This is a genomic window from Streptomyces albidochromogenes (assembly GCF_005981925.1).
Taxonomy (GTDB): domain Bacteria; phylum Actinomycetota; class Actinomycetes; order Streptomycetales; family Streptomycetaceae; genus Streptomyces; species Streptomyces albidochromogenes.
Window position 1 is genome coordinate 1 of sequence record NZ_VBVX01000037.1, and the last position, 16,781, is coordinate 16,781.

The 16,781-nt window shown below is 73.0% G+C and carries 10 protein-coding genes; 3 read left to right on the forward strand and 7 right to left on the reverse strand.

Annotated features, from left to right (window positions below; all coding sequences use genetic code 11):
- Positions 1–299: 299 nt before the first annotated feature.
- Positions 300–1,517 (forward strand): LAETG motif-containing sortase-dependent surface protein, encoded by a 1,218-nt coding sequence (locus E2E34_RS07760; RefSeq protein WP_244315559.1) that lies wholly within the window; start codon positions 300–302, stop codon positions 1,515–1,517.
- A gap of 92 nt (positions 1,518–1,609) precedes the next feature.
- On the opposite strand, the gene E2E34_RS07765 is transcribed toward E2E34_RS07760, so the two are convergent.
- The 6 genes from E2E34_RS07765 to E2E34_RS07790 all read right to left on the reverse strand — a co-directional run bounded on the left by E2E34_RS07765 (position 1,610) and on the right by E2E34_RS07790 (position 13,400).
- Positions 1,610–3,424 carry a GMC oxidoreductase gene (locus E2E34_RS07765; protein ID WP_138901182.1) on the reverse strand — a complete coding sequence of 605 codons (1,815 nt, stop codon included), beginning with the start codon at positions 3,422–3,424 and terminating at the stop codon, positions 1,610–1,612.
- A 27-nt stretch (positions 3,425–3,451) separates the two neighbouring features.
- Positions 3,452–5,068 carry a succinic semialdehyde dehydrogenase gene (locus tag E2E34_RS07770; RefSeq protein ID WP_138901183.1) on the reverse strand — a complete coding sequence of 539 codons (1,617 nt, stop codon included), beginning with the start codon at positions 5,066–5,068 and terminating at the stop codon, positions 3,452–3,454.
- 146 nt (positions 5,069–5,214) lie between these two features.
- Positions 5,215–6,807 carry a serine/threonine-protein kinase gene (locus E2E34_RS07775; protein WP_138901184.1) on the reverse strand — a complete coding sequence of 531 codons (1,593 nt, stop codon included), beginning with the start codon at positions 6,805–6,807 and terminating at the stop codon, positions 5,215–5,217.
- A 60-nt stretch (positions 6,808–6,867) separates the two neighbouring features.
- Positions 6,868–9,393 (reverse strand): serine/threonine kinase C-terminal domain-containing protein, encoded by a 2,526-nt coding sequence (locus tag E2E34_RS07780; protein ID WP_138901185.1) that lies wholly within the window; start codon positions 9,391–9,393, stop codon positions 6,868–6,870.
- 149 nt (positions 9,394–9,542) lie between these two features.
- Complete coding sequence (locus tag E2E34_RS07785) at positions 9,543–11,456, reverse strand: serine/threonine-protein kinase (protein WP_138901186.1); 1,914 nt, start codon at positions 11,454–11,456, stop codon at positions 9,543–9,545.
- Between the two features lie 234 nt (positions 11,457–11,690).
- Positions 11,691–13,400, reverse strand: a complete 1,710-nt coding sequence (locus E2E34_RS07790; RefSeq protein WP_138901187.1) for a glycerol-3-phosphate dehydrogenase/oxidase — start codon at positions 13,398–13,400, stop codon at positions 11,691–11,693.
- 229 nt (positions 13,401–13,629) lie between these two features.
- Here E2E34_RS07790 and E2E34_RS07795 point away from each other — a divergent pair, with 229 nt between their 5' ends.
- Together E2E34_RS07795 and E2E34_RS07800 are read left to right on the forward strand one after the other, a co-directional pair.
- Positions 13,630–14,892 (forward strand): nucleotide sugar dehydrogenase, encoded by a 1,263-nt coding sequence (locus tag E2E34_RS07795; protein ID WP_138901188.1) that lies wholly within the window; start codon positions 13,630–13,632, stop codon positions 14,890–14,892.
- Between the two features lie 121 nt (positions 14,893–15,013).
- Positions 15,014–15,499, forward strand: coding sequence for a hypothetical protein (locus E2E34_RS07800; protein ID WP_138901189.1), 486 nt, complete (start codon positions 15,014–15,016; stop codon positions 15,497–15,499).
- A gap of 59 nt (positions 15,500–15,558) precedes the next feature.
- On the opposite strand, the gene E2E34_RS07805 is transcribed toward E2E34_RS07800, so the two are convergent.
- Complete coding sequence (locus E2E34_RS07805; RefSeq protein ID WP_138901190.1) at positions 15,559–16,686, reverse strand: GuaB3 family IMP dehydrogenase-related protein; 1,128 nt, start codon at positions 16,684–16,686, stop codon at positions 15,559–15,561.
- Between the last annotated feature and the right edge of the window lie 95 nt (positions 16,687–16,781).

Below are 16,781 nucleotides of genomic sequence, written 5' to 3' on the forward strand. Positions count from 1 at the left end.
CCCCCCGGCGCCGCCCCCCGCGGCACCGGCGCTGCCCTGACGCCGGTGCTGACGGCCTGGGGCCCCGCGGATCTCCCCCGTCCGCGGGGCCCTTCGCTCTGTCGCACGGCACCGTCCGCCGACGCCCGTGACCTGCTGTGACGCAGCCCACATGAGAAACGTGTGAGTTTCCGGGCAACCCTTTACGCCAGTCACAGGTCATCCATGCGAACCAACGGCCACCTGTGCACCCCCAAGCCCGGCGGCCCTCACATCTCGTGCCGCTAGCCATGCGGCACGCCAGACTTTCTGAGGTCTACATGAAGCTTCGCCGTGCCATGGCCATCGCGGCCGCGACGGCCGTCATAGCTCCCGCCGCCTTCCTGGCCGCGCCGGCCGCGCACGCCGACGGTGACCCCACCTCCACCACGCAGACCGACCCGGGCCTCGCGACCGACCCGGGCGCCGACCCGGCGGACACGACCGACCCGGCCACGGACCCGGCGGACCCGACCGACCCGGCCGACGACACGGACCCCGCCGACGAGAACCCGGAGACGGACCCGGCGACGGACCCCGCGGACGAGACGGACCCGGCGACCGACCCGGCCACCGACCCCGCGACGGACCCGGCCACGGACCCCGCCACCGACCCGGCGACCGACCCGGCCACGGACCCCGACGGCGAGACGGACCCGGCCACGGACCCGGCGACCGACCCCGACGGCGAGACCGACCCGGACGGCGAGGAGGACCCGGACGGCGAGCCGGCGGAGCCCGGCACCGACCCCGGTGAGGAAGACCCGAAGGACCCGACGGACGAGTACCAGCCGTGCGAGCCGGAGATCGACGAGAACGGCGACTACGTCGACCCCAAGTCCGACCTCCAGCTGAGCATCGACGGCCTGCCCGGCAAGATCGTCGCCGGCAGCGGCTGGCACAACTTCACGATGACCGCCGCCAACCCCACGGACGCCGCGCTCGGTGAGGTCCAGTGGATCGCGTTCGTCGACAACGAGTCGATGAGCGACGACGAGAACGACTGGCTGAGCAGCCACCTGAAGTTCGAGTACTTCGACGCGGGCACGCAGTCCTGGGAGGAAGTCGGCGGTCCGGAGTTCCTCGGCCAGACCGAACTGGGCGCCAAGGACGTCGTCGACATCAAGCTGCGCCTGAACATCAGCGCCGGCGCCCCCGCCGGCGCGAGCTTCGCCATCGGTTTCGGTGGCTACGTCGACGCCGACGAGGAGTGCATCCGTACGTCGATGGCGTACTGGGAGTTCGACGTCCTGGCCGCGGGCAGCGACAACGAGAACCCCGGCAAGCCCAAGCCGGTGGACCCGCCGGCCGGCAAGCCGGTGCCCACCCCGGCGGAGCCGCAGGGCGGCGCCAAGGCGATCCCGGTGACCGGCAGCCTCGCCGAGACCGGTTCCTCGTCCGCGATGCCGATGTTCGCCCTCGCGGGTGGCGCGGCCGTGGCGGTCGGCGTCGGTGCGATGTTCGTCGTACGCCGCCGCAAGGCCGGTTCGGAGGCGTGAAACCGCCGAACCTGGTGACCCGGTGACATACCGGTAGAGCCGGCACGAGGGGCTGCACTCGGAGGGGGGTGCAGCCCCTTTTGCCTGCCCGCTCAGCTTTTGGGCGGCACCGTCGGCATCCCGAGGAACGGCAGCTTCAGCGCGCCGAACGCCTCCCGCGGGACCACGGGCGCCTTCGGCTCGACCGCCGTGAGGCGCTCGTACGCCGCGCCCTGCGCCGGGCGCACGTCCGGCTCGCCCTTGTTGGGCCAGTACGACATGGCACGCTCCGCCTGGGCGGTGATGGTCAGCGACGGGTTCACCCCCAGGTTGGCGGAGACCGCCGAGCCGTCGACCACCGAGATGCCCGGGTGCCCGTACAGCCGGTGGTACGGGTCGATGACGCCTTGCTCCGGGGTGGCCCCGATCGGGCAGCCGCCGAGGAAGTGCGCGGTCAGGGGGGTGCCCATGAGCTCGCCGACGTTGCTGCCGGCGAAGCCGTTGATCTCCTCGGCGAGGAGCGTCGCGGCCCGCCCCGCCTCGCGGATCTGCTTCGGGTTGGGGGCGCCGTGGCCCTGGCGGGCGGTCAGCAGGCCCTTGCCGATGCCGCTCGGCTTGCGGTACGTCGTCAGGGAGTTGTCCAGCGACTGCATGACCAGGCCGATGATGGTCTTCTCCGACCAGCGGTGATTGGAGAGCGACCGCACGGTCAGGACGGGGTGCCGGGCGACGTTGCCGAGCCAGCCCAGGACGCGCGGGAACTTGTCGGCGTACGGCACCTGGAGGATCGACAGCGCGCCCATCGCGTTGGAGCCCCTGCCGTAGCGGACCGGCTCGATGTGGGTGCTGTCGTCGGGGTGGATCGACGACGTGATGGCGACCCCGCGGGTGAAGTCGGCCTTGTGGCCGCCGTGCTTCCTGCGGTAGCGGCGGTCGGTGGTCTGCGAGCCGACGAGGGCCTCGGAGTTGGTACGGGTCAGCTCGCCGAGCCTCGCCGAGACGCGGGGCAGGTCGCCGCGGTCCTTCATGGTGTGCAGGAGCGTCTGCGTGCCGTACGTACCGGCGGCGACGACGACCTGGCGGGCCCGCAGGGTGCGCGGCACGGCCCTGCGGCGGGCGTCGGTCGGGACGGTGGCGACGCGGTAGCCGCCGTCGGGGTGCTCGGCGAGGCCGACGACGGAGGTCATGGGGTGGACGACGGCGCCGGCCTTCTCGGCCAGGTAGAGGTAGTTCTCGTTGAGGGTGTTCTTGGCGCCGTGCCGGCAGCCGGTCATGCACTCGCCGCACTCGGTGCAGGCGGTGCGGGACGGTCCGGCGCCGCCGAAGTAGGGGTCGGGAACCTCCGCGCCGGGGCGGGCCGTTGTGCTGCCGTCGGCGTCCTTGCCGTCGCCGTAGAAGACGGCGACCGGTGCCATGTGGAAGCTCCCGCCCACTCCCATGGCCTCGGCGGTCGCCTTCAGGTGCACGTCGGACGGCGTCATGGTCGGGTTCAGGCGCACCCCGAGCATGCGCTTGGCCTGGTCGTAGTACGGGGCGAGTTCGGCCTGCCAGTCGGTGATGTCCGCCCACTGCCGGTCCTGGAAGAAGGGAGCGGGGGGCACGTACAGCGTGTTGGCGTAGTTGAGGGAGCCGCCTCCCACGCCCGCGCCGGCCAGGACCATGACGTTGCCGAGCAGGTGCACGCGCTGGATGCCGAAGAGGCCGAGCGCGGGCGCCCACAGGTAGTTCTTGATGTCCCAGGAGGTCTTGGGCAGGGTCGCGCGGGTGAAGCGGCGGCCCGCTTCGAGGACGCCGACCCGGTAGCCCTTCTCCGTCAGGCGCAGCGCGGAGACGGACCCGCCGAAGCCGGACCCGACCACGATGACGTCGTAGTCGTACGCGGAATCGTCCTCAGCCGCCCGGCTGCGGACAGAGCTCTCCTGTGACATTGGCGCTCCTCGTCGAAAAAGCTGGGATCAGCGGAAACGCAGGACCTTGAGCGCCTTCAGGCTGCTGCTCATGAACGCCGCGTACTTCTCGTCGTCCATGCCGAAGGACGGCGCCATCGGGATCAGGCGCTGGTGGGCGACGGTCTGGGCCTCGGTGTACTTGAGGATGCCCTCGGAGCCGTGCCGGCGGCCGAGGCCGGAGTCCTTCATGCCGCCCATCGGCGCCTGGACGCTGCCGTACGCGGGTGCGTAGCCCTCGTTGATGTTGACCGTGCCGGTGCGCAGCCGGGCGGCGACCGCGTGGCCGCGCTTGGCGTCCTTGGTCCACACGCTCGAATTGAGGCCGTACGGGGTGGCGTTGGCCTGCGCGACGACCTCGTCCTCGTCGGTGAACCGGTAGAGGGAGACGACCGGGCCGAAGGTCTCCTCGGTGCACACCGCCATCGGCGCCTCGACGCCGTCCAGGATGGTGGGCTCGAAGAACAGCGGGCCGATGTCGGGGCGGGCGACGCCGCCGGCGACGAGCGTGGCGCCCTTGGCGACGGCCTCCTCGACGTGGCGCCTGACGTTCTCCAGCTGCCGCTCGCCGGCGAGCGAGCCCATGTCGGCGCCGTACGCGAGGGAGGCGCCGAGGCGCATCGCCTTCGTACGGGCGGCGAAGCGGGCCACGAAGTCGTCGGCGATGGAAGCGTGGACGTACAGCCGCTCGATGGAGATGCACAGCTGCCCGGCTGAGGAGAAGCAGGCGCGGACGGCGCCCGCCGCGGCCTTCTCGACGTCGGCGTCCTCAAGGACCAGCATGGCGTTCTTGCCGCCGAGTTCGAGGGACACGCCGATGAGGCGGGCGGCGGCGCCCTGGGCGACCTCGCGCCCGGTGCGGGTGGAGCCGGTGAACGACACGTAGTCGGCGTGCTTGACGATCTCGGGTCCGACCACCGGGCCGTCGCCGAGGACGACCTGGAAGACCTCGGCGGGCAGACCGGCCTCGACGAGGAGGTCGCGGGCCCACAGGGCGGTCAGCGCGGTCTCGGTGTCGGGCTTCATCACGACGGCGTTGCCGGACACGAAGGCGGGCAGCGCGTCGCCGATCGACAGCTCGAAGGGGTAGTTCCAGGGGGCGATCTGGCCGATGACACCGCGCGGCTGGCGCAGCTCGGTGACCTTCGTCAAGGTCGGGATCGCGCCGGTGCGCCGCTTCGGCCTGAGGTACGACGCGGCCCTGCGCCCGTAGTGGCGGGCGGCTATGGCGACCGCCTGGATCTCCTCGTGCGCGTGCAGGCGGGCCTTGCCGGTCTCCAGCTGGATCAGGTCGAGCACCTCGGCCTGCCGCTCCAGGACCAGGTCGTGGAAGCGCAGCAGGATCGCGGCGCGCTGCCGCACGGGCACCGCCGCCCAGACGGGCTGCGCGGCGCGGGCCCGGTCGAACGCGGTGGCGACGTCCTCGGGGGTGGACTCGGGCAGGTCGGCCAGCTTCTCCCCGGTGAGGGGCGTGTGGTTGGCGGTGCGGCCGGAGCCGACCACGTCCCGCGTGAGCTGGGCGACCACCTCGGGGGTGACCACGTCGGCCGCGGTGCGCGCGCCCGCGGGGGCGGCGGCGAGGGGGTTCGTACCGAGGGCGGCTGCGGGGGCCTGCGAGTCCGTCATGAGGGCGAGGGTAAGCCTCCCGCGAGCCTTTTGGTACCCGTCGGTAATACCTTTTCACCGGCCCCACACCACCGCGCCAGTGTTCACTGGCAAATAACGCCTGATCAGGGCCTTGTGCCGATGCCCGCAGCCGGGCCGTGCTCGCTTCAGTCGCGGACGAACGAGTCGAGGGCGGTGTCGAAGTGCCGCTTGGCGTCGTCCTGGAGGCGGACCGGCGCCGAGACCCACACGTCGTACATCAGCCCCCCCTCCTCCCAGCACAGGTCGTATGTGTGCCGGTCCTCGTCGCCCGGCTCGAAACCGTCGCCGACGAACACCCACAGCGCGGCGGCCAGCCCGTTGTGCGTGGTGGGCGTGACCTTGCCGGCGCGGTAGCCGGGGTGGGTCTCGGGGCCCTTCTGGTGCGCCCGCCGCATCGCGCCGAGCGGCCCGCCCGGTACGGGGCTCTGCTGGCGCACGCCGATCCTGATGCTCTTGTCCGGCGACAGGTACGCGACCCGGCTGTCGTCGGCCGAGCGGTCGTAGCCCTCGGGAACGGCGAGCGTGAAGCCCGCCGGGTCGCTCACCCTGCGGTAGCCGGGCGGCGGCGTGCGGGCCGCGTCGGCCGTGCCGGTCGGGGGCCCTCCGTCGCCGGGCCGCGTCGACACGGTCGAGGTGACCGTACGGGTGGGCGCGGCGTCCGTACGCCCGCCCGCCCGGCCGTCGCCGTCACGCTCGCCGTCCCGCAGGAACAGCGTGGCCGTCGCCGCGCCGGCCCCGGCCATCACGGCGACCAGCACACTGGCGACGAGCGCGCCCCGGACGCCGCCGAACCTGAGCCGCATCGCCCTGGGCACGAGGGGCACGTGGGACTGGGTGGCCGGGCAGGGCGGCGCGGTCTCGGGGGCGAGGCCGGTCGCGAGGAACGCGAGCAGCAGCCGTTCGGCCTCGGCCGCGCCGAGTCTGCGCTCCGGATCGCGCTCCAGGAGGCGGCGTACGACGGGGAGCAGCGGGCCCGCGGCGGCCGGCGGCACGATCGGGTCGTGCATGACGGCGCACAGGACGCCGCCCAGGGAGTCGCGGTGGAAGGGCGATTCGCCGCTCACCGCCGTGCACAGCAGCACGCCGAGCGACCACAGGTCGGAGGCCGGACCCGCCGCGCGGCCCTCCATCCGCTCGGGCGCGGTGTACTCGGGCGAGCCGACGAAGGACCCGGCGTCGGTGATCGTCGTACCGCCGTCGAGCCGGGCGATTCCGAAGTCGGTGAGGACGACCCGGCCGGTGCCCGCCTCCAGCAGCACGTTGTCGGGCTTGAGGTCGCGGTGCAGGACGCCGCGCTCGTGGGCCATGTGCAGCGCGCCGACCAACGCGAGGCCGATCCGGGCGGCCTCGCGGACGTCGACCGGGCCCTCGGCGGCGATCCGGTCGGCGAGCGAGTCGCCGTCGATCAGCTCCATGATGATGTACGAGAGACCGGTGCCGGCGTCCTCGACGATGTCGTGCACGACGATCACGTGCGGGTGCACCAGCTGGGCCACGGTCCTGGCCTCGCGCAGCGCGCGCTCGCGCCGCAGCCGCGCGTCGGCGGTGGGGACGCCCGGTTCGTCGCCGCCGAAGTGCAGCACCTTGACGGCGACATGCCGGCCGAGCAGTTCGTCGGTCGCCTGCCACACGGTCCCCATGCCGCCGCGTCCGACCCGGTCGCCCAGACGGTAGCGCCCGGCGATCAGGCCGCTGTCGCCGCCTGTTCCGCCGGTCATCGCGTGTGAGTGGTCCACGTCATCTGTCCTGCCCCGCGTCGTGGAGGCCCATGGGCCTGGTCAGCCGCCTGTCACCCGGTAGGCCGCCGTGGCCTGTTCGTAGATCTCGGTGATCTCGTCGCGCTGGGCTTCCGGTCCGATCACCTGGACCACGTGGTACCGGTCGGCGACGATCATCGCGAGGTTGCGCACGTACACATCGCGTCCGCTGCTGTCCTGCCAGGTGAACTGGCCTTCCGCCATGGCCTGCCGGCCCACGTCGATGCGGCGCAGACCATTCTGGGTCGACCAGGAGGAGTCGCGCACGGCCTGCAGTTCGCGCTCCTTCTTGAGCTGGTAGTCCATCGGGTCGCCGCCGTACTCCTTGACCGTGTCGCGGCCGGGGACGACCAGCAGCTCGAAGCCGGCACCCCGGTAGCGGACCTGGCCGGCGTCGTTGATCGGCCGGCGCTCCCAGTCCTTGTCGACGGCGATCTGGAATCCCTCGGGGTCCTTGCGCAGCTCGTACCCCTGGGCGAGGTCGGCGGCCGGGCCGGAGGTCTGCGGCTGCTGGGAGCTCGGCGTCCGCCGCGGCGGCGGCTCGGACTCGTCGTTCGCGGAGGGGCCGGGTGTGGCGGGCGCACCGGTGCTCCGGCCGGCGCCGGCCCGCACGGGGTCGCCTCCCCGGCTGCCGTCCTGGCCGGCGTCCTCCTCGCCGGCCTTCGGCATGAAGACCATCGCGTAGACCAGCGCCGCGGTCAGGCCGAGGAGGATCAAGACGAGGAGCGTGCGCCCGAGCGAACGCGGGCCGCCGCGCTGCTTCTTCTGGATCCGCGGCTCCTTGATGCGCGGCTCGCGCGGCGGCCTCGGCTCACGCGGCTCCCGCTGCTCCGGCCTGCCTCTGGCGGCCTTGGCCTTCTTGTGCCGGTGCCGGCCGTGCACGTCGGACGACGCGCCGCGGCGTCTGCGGACGAGCTCGCCGCGTCGGCGCACGATGGGCAGCCGCGTGGCGTCGACGGACGGCAGCGGCACGATGTCGGCGCCGGCCTCCGGCTCGGGCGCGGACCGTACGAGCGAACGCAGCCAGCCGCGCAGCTCCTCGAAGTCGGGCCGCTCGGTCGGGTCCTGGCGCAGCAGCGACTCGACGACCGGCCGCAGCGGACCGCACTCCTCGGCGAAGGCCGGCGGCTCGGCGCAGACGAGCTGCACCAGCTCGATGGCGCTCTCCTCCGGGTACGGGGCGTGGCCCTGCACGGTACGGAAGAGGAGCGCGCCGAGGGCCCAGAGGTCGGTCGAGGGGCCGATGGGCGGGGCGAGCTGCCAGTTGCCGTGCACGGAGCCGGCCTGCTCGGGCGCCCAGCGCTCGGTGACGGGTCCCACGACGGCGATCCGCGCCTGCCGGGCGCGCTCGGCGGCGAGCGGGGTGGCGGGCCCCCGGTACGGGGGGACCGGCCCGCCCTGGCCTTCCTGCCCGCCCGCCACGACCTCGTCCCAGCTCCGGGCGTGGGCCGGGGCGGGCGGCGCCTCGGGGGACTGCGGTCCGCGGCGCAGGCCGTCGGCCCGCATCCCGTCGGCCCGCATGCCGTCGCCCGCCGGGGAGCGCGGGACCGCGCCGTGCCAGGTGCCGGCCGGCTCCTGGCTGCGGGGGCTTTCGGCGCGCGGGAGTTCGGGCGCCGGCTCGGGGTCGAGGTCGACGTACGGGCTGATCGCGCGCGGGGCTCCGGCCGCCGGACGCTGGGCCGGGACCGCGCCGGTGCCGCCCGGGCGCTGCTCCTCGGTGACCCGGGCCGCCGCGCGGGCTCCGGCGCGGTACGCGGCGATGGCCCCGGCGCGCGCCGCGCGCACTTCGGCGGCGGGGTTCTGGCCGGTGGCGGGCAGCGCGGTGCGCACGCCGGCGCCGGGAGCGGGCGCGGCGGAGCCGCCGTACCGCGGGTCCGGCCCGTGGTCCGGCCCGGAGCCGGGGCTGCCCCAGCCCCCGCCGCTCTCCTCCGGGTCCTGGTCCGGCTCCGCCGGCACCGGCACGGGGGCGTATCCGCACAGGGCCTCCTCCGCCGCGCCGGCCGCGAGGCCGGTCAGCACGATGCGGCCGTCGTCGCAGACGAGCACGGTGCGGACGGTGATGTTGCGGTGGGTCCAGCCGTGCGCGTGCAGCACCCGCAGGGCGGTCAGCACATCGGCGGCGATCTCCGCCGCCCGGTACGGGTTGAGCGGCTTCTCGGCGAGCAGTGCCGCGAGCGGCCGCGCGGCCACCAGTTCACTCACTATCCACAGCGAGCCGCCCTCGGCGAACACGTCGAAGACCTGGTCGAGCCGGGGGTGGTCGGGGATCTGCGCGGCTGCCTGGGCCGCCTCGATGGCCCGGCGCACGGCGGGATCGGTCGGCCGCCGGGTCGTGCGACCGGCCGCGCGCCGCTGCGCGGCCGTCCCGCCGCCCTCGCCGTCCAGGAACTCCGCGTCCACTACCTCGGGTAACGGGACCTGACGGACCAGCACTTCCTGGCCGCTGTAGGTGTCGAACGCCCTGGTCTCGACCAGTTCGTACGCATCGGAAGGCGGCAGGGGAAGGCGGTAGCGGTCGGCAAGCACCCGACCCGCGTAGTCATCCACGACGCCTCCCCAGAGCGCGCTGTACCTCCGACCCGGTGACCGCACCAAGTCGTCAATTCCGGTCGCGTACGGTCAGTCCACGAGCTCTCACGATACGTGGCCGGACCCGGCCGCGCCGCCGGGTCTCGGCAACCCGGCGGATCCGTACGTCAGTCCTTCGGCTGGAACGTGTCGTGCGCGGTCTGGCGCAGCGTCCGGCACGCGTCCCCGTTCCACTCGCTCGCCTTGCAGCTCACCATGATCGAGTAGCCCCGCTTCGCGTCCACCTTGAAGCCGCGGTTCAGGACATGGATCCGCTGGCCTCCCTGGTCGCGCTCGAACTCCCAGTCGGCGGTGGTGGGGTACCCGTTGTAGTCGACGGGCCGTATCCCCAAGTGCTTGTAGTTGCTGCTGGTCGCGGCCACTCCGGCCTGCGCCGCCGCCCAGGCGGCGCGGGCGTCGTCGCGGGGGCTGGCGTTGAAGTCGACCTGGACGCGCGGGAACCCGCCCGGCTTCGCGTTGTAGATGCCGCCGGAGCTGACGCCCGCTATGTCGGTCCGCTTGAACCCCTTCGGCATCGCCATGGTGAAGCGGAACCGGTCGTCGCTGACCTTCGCGTACCCCTCGGGCAGTCCGCCGTCCTTCGGCGGATCGTCCGTCTTGGAGTCGTCCGCACCACCCTGGTCGTCGTCGCCGTCGCCGCCCTTGCCGGAGTCGTCGCCCTGGCCGTCGTCCGGCTTCTGGTCCTGTCCCGGGTCCTGGCTCTGGCTCTTCCCGCCGTCCGTCGCCCCGCCCTGGTCCGCGCCGCCCTTGGCGTCACCGCCGGCGGTCGCGCCGCTGGACGCGGCCGTGTCGTCCTTGGTCTTGCCCCGGGTCCCCTCGTCGCCACCGGTCAGTGCGACCACGAGCACGGTGCCGATCACCGCGAGCGCCGCGACGACGGCCACTATCACCAGCGTGCGACGCGGTACGACGTCGGTGAGCGACGCCCGCTCCGGCGGCCTCGGGCCGACCGGCGGCTGCGGGGAGCCCGCCGGGGAGGACTGCTTCTGCTTCGCCGCCTGGGCCGCCGCCGCGTTGCGCACGGACTTCAGCGCCCCGCGCACCCGCTCGCCGGCGGGCGGGCCGTCCGACGCGGCGCCGCTCTTGGCCGGCCGTACCGCGCCGAGCACGTCGTCGGGGACCGGCGGCAGTGCCACCACCCGGGTCGCCTCCAGCGACGGCTCGGGCTCGTCCGTCTTCTCGGGCAGGTGGATCACGTCGTTGAGGAGGGCTCGCGCGCCCGCCTCGTCGAGCCGCTGCTCGGGGTCCTTCGCCAGCAGGCCGTAGATGACCTCTGTCAGCGGGCCCGCGTTCTTCGGCGGGTCGAGCGGCTCGGTCATCACGGCCGTCAGGGTCGCGATCGCGGAGCCCTTGTCGTACGGCGGGGTGCCCTCCACCGAGGCGTACAGCAGACCGCCCAGCGACCACAGGTCGGCGGCGGGGCCCGGCTTGTGGCCACGGGCCCGCTCCGGCGAGATGTACGACGGCGCGCCCACCAGCATGCCGGTCGACGTGATCGACGGGTCGCCCTCGACCTGCGCGATGCCGAAGTCGGTCAGCACGACCCGGCCGTCCTCGGAGATCAGGACGTTGGACGGCTTCACATCGCGGTGCAGGATGCCCTGGCGGTGCGCGGCTCGCAGTACGTCGAGGATCGCGAGGCCCACCTCGGCGGCCCGTCGCGGCGTCAGCAGGCCGTCCTGGCGCACGACATCGGCGAGCGACTTGCCCTCGATCAGCTCCATGACGATCCACGGCCGGTCGTCCTCGTCGACCACGTCGTAGACGGTCACGGCGCCGTTGTTGCGGATGCGGGCGATCGCCTTGGCCTCACGCAGCGTGCGCGTGATGAGGCGGCGCTTCTCCTCTTCGTCGATGCTCGTGGGGAAGCGCAGTTCCTTCACCGCGACCGTGCGGCCCAGCGTCTCGTCGACCGCGCGCCAGACCGTACCCATGCCGCCCCGGCCGAGGACCTCTCCGAGCCGGTACCGCCCGGCGAGAAGACGCCCCTGGGGGTCCTTGGACTGCTCCGCCTCCGACATGCGTCCCCTCTGCGATCCCTGATCTTCGCCCGCGATGGCTGCGTTCCAGGGTGATGCGGTAACGCGCCCTGGCAGAGCCTTCATTGTCCCTCACCGCGCGACCGATCGTGGTCCCGGGTCGCCGGGGCCTTTCCCCCGGGGGAACAAAAGGGACCACGCGCAGGTCACAGCAGTGTCAGAGCGGCTCCACCGAACCTCCCCACCACCCGGCCGAGTTCGCCGCATCACGGCCTGTCACTGGATCGGCGCGATGTCGGGCGCCCCCAGCCGCGCGGCGTCGGCCGTCAGATCGTCCGGCTGGCGCTGCGACTCCCGCTCCGCCTCGACCCGCTTCTCGTAGTGCTCGACCTCCTTCTCGATCTGCTCCTTGTCCCACCCGAGCACCGGCGCCATCAGCTGCGCGCACTCCCGTGCACTGCGTGTACCCCGGTCGAACGTCTCGATGGAGATCCGCGTACGCCGGGTCAGTACGTCGTCCAGGTGCCGCGCCCCCTCGTGGGAGGCGGCGTACACGATCTCGGCGCGCAGGTAGTCGTCCGCCGCGCTCAGCGGGTCGCCGAGCGACGGGTCGCGGGCGATCAGCTCCAGCAGTTCCTCGGCCAGCGAGCCGTACCGGTTCAACAGGTGCTCCACGCGCACGACATGAAGCCCCGTCCGCGCCGCGATCCGCGCCCGCGCGTTCCACAGGGCCCGGTACCCCTCGGCCCCCGCGAGCGGCACGTCCTCCGTCACGCACTCGGCGACCCGCTGGTCGAGCGCGTGCACGGCCTCGTCCACCGCGTCCTTCGCCATCACGCGGTACGTCGTGTACTTGCCGCCCGCGACCACGACGAGCCCCGGCACCGGGTGCGCCACCGTGTGCTCGCGCGAGAGCTTGCTCGTGGCGTCCGACTCCCCGGCCAGCAGCGGCCGCAGGCCGGCGTACACGCCCTGCACGTCGTCGCGCGTCAGGGGCACCGCCAGTACCGAGTTCACATGCTCCAGGAGGTAGTCGATGTCCGCGCTGGAGGCCGCCGGGTGGGCCTTGTCGAGGTCCCAGTCGGTGTCGGTGGTGCCCACGATCCAGTGCCGCCCCCAGGGGATGACGAACAGCACCGACTTCTCGGTCCGCAGGATCAGACCGGTCGACGAGTGGATCCGGTCCTTCGGGACCACCAGGTGGATGCCCTTGGACGCCCGTACGTGGAACTGCCCGCGCTCGCCGATGAGCGCCTGGGTGTCGTCCGTCCACACCCCGGTCGCGTTGACGACCTGCCGGGCCCTGACCTCGTACTCGCCGCCGCCCTCCAGGTCCCGCACCCGGGCCCCGACGACCCGCTCGCCCTCGCGCAGGAACCCGACGACGCGCGCCCGGTTGGCGACCTGGGCGCCGTACTGCGAGGCCGTGCGCACCAGCGTCGTCACGAAGCGCGCGTCGTCCATCTGGGCGTCGTAGTACTGCAACGCGCCGACCAGGGCGTCCTTCTTCAACGCGGGCGCCACCCGCAGGGCGCGCTTGCGCGTGAGGTGACGGTGCATCGGCAGCCCGCGCCCGTGCCCGGAGGACACCGACATCGCGTCGTACAGCGCGACGCCCGACCCGGCGTACCACCGCTCCCATCCCTTGTGCTGGAGCGGGTAGAGGAAGGGAACGGGCTTGACCAGGTGCGGCGCGAGGCGCTCCAGCAGCAGCCCGCGCTCCTTCAGCGCCTCGCGCACGAGCGCGAAGTCGAGCATCTCCAGATAGCGCAGCCCGCCGTGGATCAGCTTGCTCGACCGGCTCGACGTGCCCGAGGCCCAGTCACGGGCCTCGACCAGTCCGGTCGACAGCCCGCGCGTGACGGCGTCGAGAGCCGTCCCGGCACCGACCACTCCCGCGCCCACCACGAGCACGTCCAGTTCACGCTCGGCCATCGCCGCGAGCGCCTCGGCACGCTCCGCGGGTCCCAGTGTCGCTGTCCTCACTGCTGCCTCCCGTAGTGGTCGGGTGGCCGGGATCACTCCCCGCCTCCTCGATTCTGTCCGCGCCGCCCGCCTCCGGCCACCGCCTGTGGACAACACTCCTGCACCCGGCCTCACACAATGCCGCATAACGGTCATATTTACGCTTAGTCTGAAATTGCGCTCGCCCGAACTGTCCACAGGGCTTGCGTGTTGCCTCCCCTCCGGCTATTGGGAAGGACGGCCCACCGCCATGCCCGCAGATCTCGCCGTCATCGGACTCGGCCACCGCGGCCTGCCCCTCGCCCAGGCCGCGGTCGCCTCCGGCATCGACACCATCGGCTTCGACACCGACCCCCGCCGCCTCACGGACCTCGCCGCCGGGCGCGCCCCGGCCGACGGCTCCCTCACCGCCGCCGCCCTGCGCCGCATGCTGGCCGGCGGCTTCCGCACCGTCAGATCCCCGGCCGAACTGGGCCGGGTCCGTACCGCCGTCATCTGTGCCCCCACCCCGCTCGGCGCCGACCGCACGCTCGACCTGAGCCACGTCGGCGACGCCGCCAGGACCCTGGCGGCGCACCTGCGCCCGCACACCACCGTGCTGCTCGAATCGGCCGCATACCCCGGCACCACCGAAGAATTCCTGCGCCCCCTCCTCGAAGAAGGCTCCGGGCTGCGCGCGGGACGCGACTTCCACCTCGCCTACTCCCCCAGTCGGGTGGATCCGGGCAGCAGGCTGCACGGGTACGCGAACACCCCGCAGGTCATCGGCGGCCTCACCCCCGCCTGCACCGAATCGGCCGCCGCCTTCTACGGGCGGCTCACCGACAAGGTGGTGCGGGCGCGCGGACCGCGCGAGGCCGAGACCGTCGGCGTACTCGAAACGAACTACCGGCACGTCAACATCGCCCTGGTCAACGAGATGGCCGTGCTCTGCCACGACCTGGGCGTCGATCTGTGGGACGTCATCCGCTGCGCCGAGACCAAGCCGTTCGGCTTCCAGGCGTTCCGCCCGGGCCCGGGCGTCGGCGGCCACGGCGTACCGGTCGACCCCACCTACATCCCGCACAGCGGCGGGACCCCCGGCCACCCGCTGCGCATGGTCGGGCTCGCCCAGGAGATCAACGACCGCATGCCGCAGTACGTCATCCAGCGCTGCGCCACGCTCCTCAACGAGCACGGCAAATCCGCGCGCGGCGCCCGCGTCCTGCTGCTCGGCGTCACCTACAAGCCGGACCTCGCCGACCAGCAGGGCTCCCCCGCCCCGGAGATCGCCACCCGGCTGATGGACCTGGGCGCCCAGGTCGGCTACCACGACCCGCACGTCCCCGACTGGCGCGTGCGCGACGTACCGGTCCCGCGTGTCGACTCCCTGTACGAGGCGGCGGCCAACGCGGACCTGACCGTGCTCCTGCAGAACCACCGGACGTACGACCTCCAGGCCCTCGCCGTGAAGGCCCAGCTCCTCCTCGACACGCGCGGGGCGTCCCCGACGGGGGCGACCCACCGGCTCTAGGCAGCGCGGCGACCGGAATCCACGGGTGCTCTGTCGTACGGCACTGCTAGCGTTCGGCGTCACTCGTCGCACGTCCGTGCGCATCCACGGTGCACCACATCCCTTGGGGGGGATCTCCACCATGAGCCAGTCCGTGCCGCCGCCTCCGTCCGGCAACCCGTTCGCCGACCACGCCTACCCGCAGGCCCCCGCCCCGGCCCCGATGCGCGACAACGTCGGCCTCGGCGTCGCCGCCGCCTTCGCCGCCGCGCTCGTCACCGCCGGGATCTACGGCGGCATCATCGGCGCCACCGAGTACCAGATCGGCTTCGCGGCGGTCGCCGTCGGCTACCTCATCGGCCTCGCTGCCGGGAAGGCCGGCGGCGCCAACCCCGCCCTGCCGGTGGTCGCCGCGATCCTCTCGCTGGGCGCGGTGTACTTCGGCCAGCTCCTGGGCCTCGCGATCGCCGCCTCGGACCTGCTGCACGTCACCGTGACGGAGCTGCTCTTCCAGAGGTTCGAGTTCCTGACCTCGCTGTGGAAGGAGGACGCCGGCCCGATGACGTTCCTCTTCCTCGCGATAGGCGCCTACGCCGCCTTCTCGGCCGCGAAGAAGACCGCCGCCTGAGCGCACGCGAAGAGGCCCGGGCCACCGTGCGGCCCGGGCCTCTCACGTAACTCCGCAGGTCAGCGCTTGTGCTCGGCCGGGGAGACCGTCACCTCGACGCGCTGGAACTCCTTGAGCTCGCTGTAGCCCGTCGTCGCCATCGAGCGGCGCAGCGCGCCGAAGAGGTTCATCGAGCCGTCCGGGGTGTGCGACGGGCCGAGGAGGATCTCCTCCGTCGTGCCGACCGCGCCCAGGTCCATGCGCTTTCCGCGCGGCACGTCCTCGTGGACGGCCTCCATGCCCCAGTGGTGGCCGCGACCGGGCGCGTCCGTCGCGCGCGCCAGCGGAGAGCCCATCATCACGGCGTCCGCGCCGCAGGCGATGGCCTTCGGCAGGTCGCCGGACCAGCCCACGCCGCCGTCGGCGATGACGTGCACGTACCGGCCGCCGGACTCGTCCATGTAGTCGCGGCGGGCCGCGGCCACGTCGGCGACGGCGGTGGCCATCGGGACCTGGATGCCCAGCACGTTGCGCGTGGTGTGGGCGGCGCCGCCGCCGAAGCCGACGAGGACACCGGCCGCGCCGGTCCGCATCAGGTGCAGCGCGGCGGTGTACGTCGCGCAGCCGCCCACGATGACCGGGACGTCGAGCTCGTAGATGAACTGCTTGAGGTTCAGCGGCTCGGCGGCGCCCGACACGTGCTCGGCGGAGACGGTGGTCCCGCGGATCACGAAGATGTCGACGCCGGCGTCCACGACGGCCTTGGAGAACTCGGCCGTGCGCTGCGGCGACAGGGCGGCGGCGGTGACGACGCCCGAGTCGCGCACCTCCTTGATGCGCTGCCCGATCAGGTCCGCCTTGATCGGGGCGGCGTAGATCTCCTGGAGGCGGCGGGTCGCGGCGCTCGCGTCGTCGAGCTCCGCGATCTCCTGGAGCAGCGGCTCCGGGTCCTCGTACCGCGTCCACAGACCTTCGAGGTTCAGAACGCCCAGGCCGCCCAGCTCACCGATGCGGATGGCGGTCTGCGGCGAGACGACGGAGTCCATCGGAGCGGCCAGGAACGGCAGCTCGAAACGATAGGCGTCGATCTGCCAGGCGATCGAGACCTCCTTCGGGTCCCGGGTGCGCCGGCTCGGCACGATGGCGATGTCGTCGAACGCGTACGCCCTGCGGCCGCGCTTGCCGCGCCCGATCTCGATCTCAGTCACGTGTGTGGCCTTTCCCTCTTGGTATGCCGTTCCAGTATCGCCGACACACACGCGAGGGGCGGCCCCGGGAATCTCCGGGGCCGCCCCTCAGCGTG

Excerpts from the sequence above, each read along its gene's own strand:
- E2E34_RS07760 (WP_244315559.1), top strand. The coding sequence starts at position 300 with ATGAAGCTTCGCCGTGCCATGGCCATCGCGGCCGCGACGGCCGTCATA.
- E2E34_RS07765 (WP_138901182.1), bottom strand. The coding sequence starts at position 3,424 with ATGTCACAGGAGAGCTCTGTCCGCAGCCGGGCGGCTGAGGACGATTCC.
- E2E34_RS07770 (WP_138901183.1), bottom strand. The coding sequence starts at position 5,068 with ATGACGGACTCGCAGGCCCCCGCAGCCGCCCTCGGTACGAACCCCCTC.
- E2E34_RS07775 (WP_138901184.1), bottom strand. The coding sequence starts at position 6,807 with ATGACCGGCGGAACAGGCGGCGACAGCGGCCTGATCGCCGGGCGCTAC.
- E2E34_RS07785 (WP_138901186.1), bottom strand. The coding sequence starts at position 11,456 with ATGTCGGAGGCGGAGCAGTCCAAGGACCCCCAGGGGCGTCTTCTCGCC.
- E2E34_RS07795 (WP_138901188.1), top strand. The coding sequence starts at position 13,630 with ATGCCCGCAGATCTCGCCGTCATCGGACTCGGCCACCGCGGCCTGCCC.
- E2E34_RS07800 (WP_138901189.1), top strand. The coding sequence starts at position 15,014 with ATGAGCCAGTCCGTGCCGCCGCCTCCGTCCGGCAACCCGTTCGCCGAC.